The sequence below is a fragment of the Alicyclobacillus sp. SP_1 genome, from assembly GCF_024706985.1.
Lineage (GTDB): Bacteria > Bacillota > Bacilli > Alicyclobacillales > Alicyclobacillaceae > Alicyclobacillus_I.
Genome location: NZ_JAMCCX010000062.1, coordinates 1 through 4,984, shown reverse-complemented (window position 1 = coordinate 4,984; position 4,984 = coordinate 1). Strand labels below are relative to the sequence as shown.

At 54.8% G+C, this 4,984-nt stretch carries 8 protein-coding genes; 2 read left to right on the top strand and 6 right to left on the bottom strand.

Annotated features, from left to right (window positions below; translation table 11 throughout):
- The coding region (locus tag M4I36_RS13925; protein ID WP_258112361.1) for a beta propeller repeat protein at nt 1-399 on the top strand (399 nt) is incomplete at its 5' end.
- A 37-nt stretch (nt 400-436) separates the two neighbouring features.
- Here M4I36_RS13925 and M4I36_RS13920 read toward each other — a convergent pair.
- The 4 genes from M4I36_RS13920 to M4I36_RS13905 form a co-directional block, all read right to left on the bottom strand.
- On the bottom strand, nt 437-1,138 hold the full coding sequence (locus tag M4I36_RS13920; protein ID WP_258112360.1) for a hypothetical protein: 702 nt from the start codon (nt 1,136-1,138) through the stop codon (nt 437-439).
- A 69-nt stretch (nt 1,139-1,207) separates the two neighbouring features.
- The gene (locus tag M4I36_RS13915) at nt 1,208-1,450 is read right to left on the bottom strand and encodes a hypothetical protein (protein ID WP_258112359.1); all 243 of its coding nucleotides are present in this window, start codon (nt 1,448-1,450) and stop codon (nt 1,208-1,210) included.
- Entirely contained in the window at nt 1,447-1,821 is a 375-nt protein-coding gene (locus tag M4I36_RS13910; protein WP_258112358.1) for a sigma-70 family RNA polymerase sigma factor, read from the bottom strand. Before M4I36_RS13910 ends, M4I36_RS13915 begins: the two co-directional genes overlap by 4 nt.
- A complete protein-coding gene (locus M4I36_RS13905; protein ID WP_258112357.1) occupies nt 1,818-2,039 on the bottom strand; it encodes a hypothetical protein in 222 nt (73 codons plus the stop codon). The genes M4I36_RS13910 and M4I36_RS13905 overlap by 4 nt, the downstream gene beginning before the upstream one ends.
- A 435-nt stretch (nt 2,040-2,474) precedes the next feature.
- On the opposite strand from M4I36_RS13905, the gene M4I36_RS13900 reads away from it, so the two are divergent.
- The gene (locus M4I36_RS13900; RefSeq protein WP_258112356.1) at nt 2,475-2,780 is read left to right on the top strand and encodes a hypothetical protein; all 306 of its coding nucleotides are present in this window, start codon (nt 2,475-2,477) and stop codon (nt 2,778-2,780) included.
- 152 nt (nt 2,781-2,932) lie between these two features.
- Here M4I36_RS13900 and M4I36_RS13895 read toward each other — a convergent pair whose 3' ends face one another.
- Both M4I36_RS13895 and M4I36_RS13890 read right to left on the bottom strand, forming a co-directional pair.
- Entirely contained in the window at nt 2,933-3,154 is a 222-nt protein-coding gene (locus tag M4I36_RS13895; RefSeq protein ID WP_258112355.1) for a hypothetical protein, read from the bottom strand.
- 24 nt (nt 3,155-3,178) lie between these two features.
- Nucleotides 3,179-4,984 (bottom strand): DEAD/DEAH box helicase (locus M4I36_RS13890; RefSeq protein WP_308661288.1); only part of this gene is annotated, 1,806 nt, incomplete at its 5' end.

The window sequence follows — 4,984 nt, the reverse complement described above, 5'->3', positions numbered from 1 at the left end:
TCTCACATCGGCTTCCTATCTGTATCCTTAACTCTGCCGTATACAACCAGTGAGAACACCGTGGACTACCGTCGATACTTTGTTCTCTATCATACTATCAATGGAACTCAATGGAAACCTATTTGGATAAGTCCCGATTCTTCCCTCTTAACAGACTTTTTAACATCTAAAAAGGGATGGGCTATCGTCTTTCAGGGCAAACAACAGGAATTGGAGCAAACCCTGACAGGTGGTCGCTCATGGGAAACGGTTGCGCCCATCCCCTCAACGATCCATCCCATCTGTCTCAAGTTTTTCGGTCAAACAGGATGGATCGTCTCCCAGAGTATTCAATCAAATTCCTTGTCTTTATGGAGATCTCAGAACGGGGGGGAGAATTGGAATGTTGTAGTTGAGTAGCACGATTTTATTCGATATAGAACGCCCCACTATTCAATCAACAAATCCCCGGAGATGTCGTAGGATTCCAAGTGTAATTAGAACTGCTGCTCACTCCATCTACATATGGAGTTACATCATAATCTGGGTCTTGGATATATTGCCAAATCATCGGCACATATCCACCCACTGTTGGCATGGGGCAATATAGTTCTTCCACCGTCGTACAATCTTGTGAAGACTGTGTATCAGCAATCCACACTACAATTGGCTGTGGAGAAATCCACTTATTGGAATCTAGGAGATTTTGAAATTCTCCAATTTGACTCCCATAGAGTCCTATCGTAGTAGACGACGAGAATGAATTTGCCGCATTTAAATTTGCAAGTTCATTTAAAAAACCTTCTACGACAGTTTGATTTTCATTCCAAGCCGTAGAGTCATTCGCAGTATTCCAGCCACCACTACTGAGCGACACAGATCCAAACATTGTACCCCCAGGATATCCTCCGGGATATTGTTGGTTCCAAAACTGGTTCCAGAAAGCCTGAGCCTGTTCTGCTCCCCACTCTTTATAAGTAGTTCCATAAGGTGTATTTACTGGGCCTTCAATGTTCCAGTAGGCAAAGGCAGGAATAGAAATACCTGTAATAGCCCAATCGATACTTACAGTTGTACCATAACCCATTCGACCGAGATAAAAACTCATTCCGCAAGGATTACTGGAAGTTCCTGAATCCGAACCAAAATACCATGTCATTGAATATCGCTCCCTTTTGATGTTAGTTCCACCCGGCCGGAGTGGTGAGAGGCGCTTCGTTTTGCCCCTCTACTCTTTACAGCGTTTGGACTGACACTTTTGAAAACCATCGACTTTCATTTTTTTCGTCCATTCAAACATCAATTGCATACGAGCCCTCTGTTGCCCATCTTCACGACTGTTCTCCGGTAGCATCTTGGAGACGTGCGTTATCTCGTCTTCAAAACACTCCCACAGTTGAACGGTTGCGTCCTTTCTCCCGATATAAGCCTCATCCAGCAGAGCATGAACTTTCTCTATGGAGCATTTCATGGCAATACCCTCCCTCGGATATGTTGGAGGGCTTGACGGTGAATTTTGCTCACCATCATCTGACTCAATCCGAATGCCTCAGCCACTTCCCGTTGGGTACGCCCTTCGTCATACAGAGCGCGTAGAACCCGTTGTTCTCTTAAGGGCAACTGTTGCAGAACGTCATGAAGGGCTAGCCCTTCTTCCCAAGCCACCGATGTCGGATCCGGTATTTGCTCTACCCATTCTTCACCATTCTCCATGTCCAAAGGAGCATTCAGTATCAAAGCTTCCCGATGCCACCGTTTCCATAGCCGATATTCATCCAGCATGGCATGGCGTATGATCTGGCGAATCCAGGCCACTTCCTGTTCCGGTGTGTACTGCGTCATGCTGGCTCACATCCCTTGGTATCCCCACGTCCCCAATAGAGCGCATACCCCAGCAAGTGGTCTTGCAACGTCTTCGCTTGGGTCGCCAGGTCCACACACACCTGTTCGAATCGGTCGCGCTCTTCTTCGTCCCCCAGAACGTCCAGACACCGGCTATAGGCCATCAAGGCCCGGTGCGTCTGAGTCAGGGCATCTAGCAGCGCTTCTCTGCATGCCATGTCGGTCTCCCCCTTTTGTCTTTGTCACAATAGAAACATGTGTTCTTATTTAGGGTACACCTATTCCCCCTGTTTGTCACCCTATCGGAACGATGGTTCCTACGTTCGAGAAAGAGAGCAGCTTCTCCCTCTCCGTCCCCAATCGATGGTTCTCGCATCGGACGGGATACCGACATCTGCGCTATCTTGGCTTCCCATCGGGACAAAGGTCGTATCGGTCGGGATACGGTCATCGCGGGATAGACTACGAACACCTCTACAACGTTGGCCGCATCCCATACCCAAAGCCCGACCTGGTCTAGGGTCAGGTCGGGACGCACAAGGAAAGGTCTCGGTGCCTTCCCAGTCTCGCCGGGTGAAAGCCTATTCCAACGCATGCTATGTCCCGACGATGCCAGGGACGTATCTCCCGTCGGTGCGATGGGCCTTGTTTCTGTGTCGAATCCCGTCGATATTGGTCATGTTTTCTGGAAGCGTTGCAGAATTCTTCTGGTTCGGTACCATGGCCTCGATGTCGAACCGAAAGGCAGGTTGCCCGTGAGTCCGTTGCCGAGCACCGATACGATTCTAACGATTCTGCGCACCTTTTCCGACGCTGCGCTCGAAGACCTGCTGTGCATCTTGCAGTACACCTTGACCCACGAGGACGGACGCTTCCCCCGAAGCGATGCCGAAGTCCTGTACCCGTTTCTTCTCGCCGAATTGGAGAAGCGAGGCATCCCGGTGGAGGACGACGTCTGAGTGCCGTGTGGTACACGGGATGTGCCGTGGCGGACCACCCTAGACCCAACACACCCTGCGGAACGCACATACGCCACGGCTTCCCCATACGTCGCCCCTACCCCGACGTGGACCGTCTTTCTCCCGCACCCGGTGAAGCTTGGTTCACGCCTTCACTCGGTCACCTCATCCGCACTCTCCCTCTCCACAAACGCATAGACGCGCCGGACGCGTAGGCGTGCTTGGGGTTGCTGCGCTTTCCAGGCTCTGCGACGTTCTCTCGCCTCGGCCAACTCCACCTCTTCCCGCATCGTTCGCATCACCGCTTGAACCAGTCGGTATACGTGGATCCGGTCCAGGTAGTCGCTGCGACGTTCTCGTTCGTTCGTCTTCATCCTTGTCTCCTTCTCTTACCACGCTCACTCTACCACCGACGGCGCTCGTTGCTCTCCGTACGCCCGGAAGGCGGCGAGTTTCGCCTGGAGCCATGCTTGCACCTGTGGCTTCTGGAACGCTGCTTGCCAGGCCGCGAAGTCTAGGCGCTCCAACATATCCTTCACATGCCGTTTCGCGAAGCGTTCGCCGAGGGCATCCGCCGCATCGCCTCGCGTCCATGTCTCGTCGCTCGTAATCCGGTACTTCGCCAACACATCGCGCTGCTTGGGCGTCATCGGCAGCTTGCGCCACTCGGCTTCCTTCTCGACGTATCGCGTATCGAGTAGGTCGAGGATCGATTCGGCAACGCCCTCGGCGTAGTCGAGCGGCATCGCTCGGTCGTGAATGGGCATGTACTTTTTGTTTTTCCGTTCGAGCACGGGCCAAAACGCGTCGCCGTCTCGGACCCAATACGCCCATCGGTGCTCCAGGTACTCGATGGCAAACACCTCGTGCCCCTTCGTCTCGATGCGCATCCAACGATAGCGACTGCGGTTGGCAAACAGGTGAATCGACTCGACGACTTTCTCCATGGCGGCCGTCTTCTCCTGCTCGGCTTGCAGGGCGTCCATCACCCACGCCGTCACCGACGTGTCTTCCGGCATCTCAGTTTGCTCCAGCTCGGACACGCTCGATAGGGTGTCCGTTTGTTTCGTCTGAGTCTTCATGAGCCTCGTGAACGTCTGCAACGATTTGTCTTCGCTGGCATCGGCGAGATCCAGGACGAGGGCATCCTTCTTCTGTGGATGCCGTCGCAGAGCTCGTCCGACCCTCTGCGTATACAGCGCTTGAGAGCGCGTTGGTCGTGCGATGACCACACAGTCCACATCCGGTGGGTCGTAGCCTTCGGTGAGAATTTGGCAGTTCACGACCGTCCGCAACCGATTCACGGCAAAGTCGCGCAAGACGCTCGCCCGTTCGGTTTCCGACATCGTCCCATCCACAGCGGCCGCCGCAACGCCCGCTTGTCGAAAGCGTTCGGCCAGCGTTCTCGCATGCGCGATGTCGACGGCGAAGACCAAGCTTTTGCGCCCGCCTGCGTGCTCTTGGACCGCTTCCACGACCGCATCGATGGCCGCTTGGTCGTTCAGCGCACCTGCGAGGTCTTTCGCGTTGTCGTCGCCTGCGGTCGTTCGCATCGCACTCAGGTGCAAACCCGGAATCTTCACTTTTTTCCCGCGAACGTCGGACAAGTATCCGCTCAGGATCCTCTGCAAAATCGTCCGTTCGTACGTGACCCGTTCGAAGATGTCCCCCAGCGCATGCTTGTCCGCTCGGGTCGGTGTCGCCGTTACGCCCAGCAGCGTAGGACCGTCTTCGGCAAACACACCAAGCCGTTCCAGAGCTCCCACAGCGCCTTCTGCCCGGCTGTGATGACACTCGTCGTATAGGATGAGTCCCGGCGGTCGAATCTCTCGGACGAGGACAAGCGTTTGCGTGGACGCGACCAGGACGTTGCCCAGTGGCTCGTTGCGGCTCCCTTGCACGCGGCCTACGACCGCTTCTGGCCAGACCATGGCGAGTTTTTGCTCCGCTTGGTCGAGGAGTTCACTGCGGTGTGCGAGGATGAGGATCGGGCGTGTCTGATCCGACGCCTCCCACCAGCGCTTCGCAATCGCCCCAAACAGGATGGTCTTCCCAGCCCCCGTTGGGAGCACCATCAGCTGTCGTCGACACGCCTCGGCAAAGAACGCGTCGACCGCCTCCGCTTGGTACGGCCTCAGCGTCAAAGCATGCCCCATCGTCCCATCCCTCCTCATCGCCTTCCCAACCTCGTGAAGCAGCAGCAG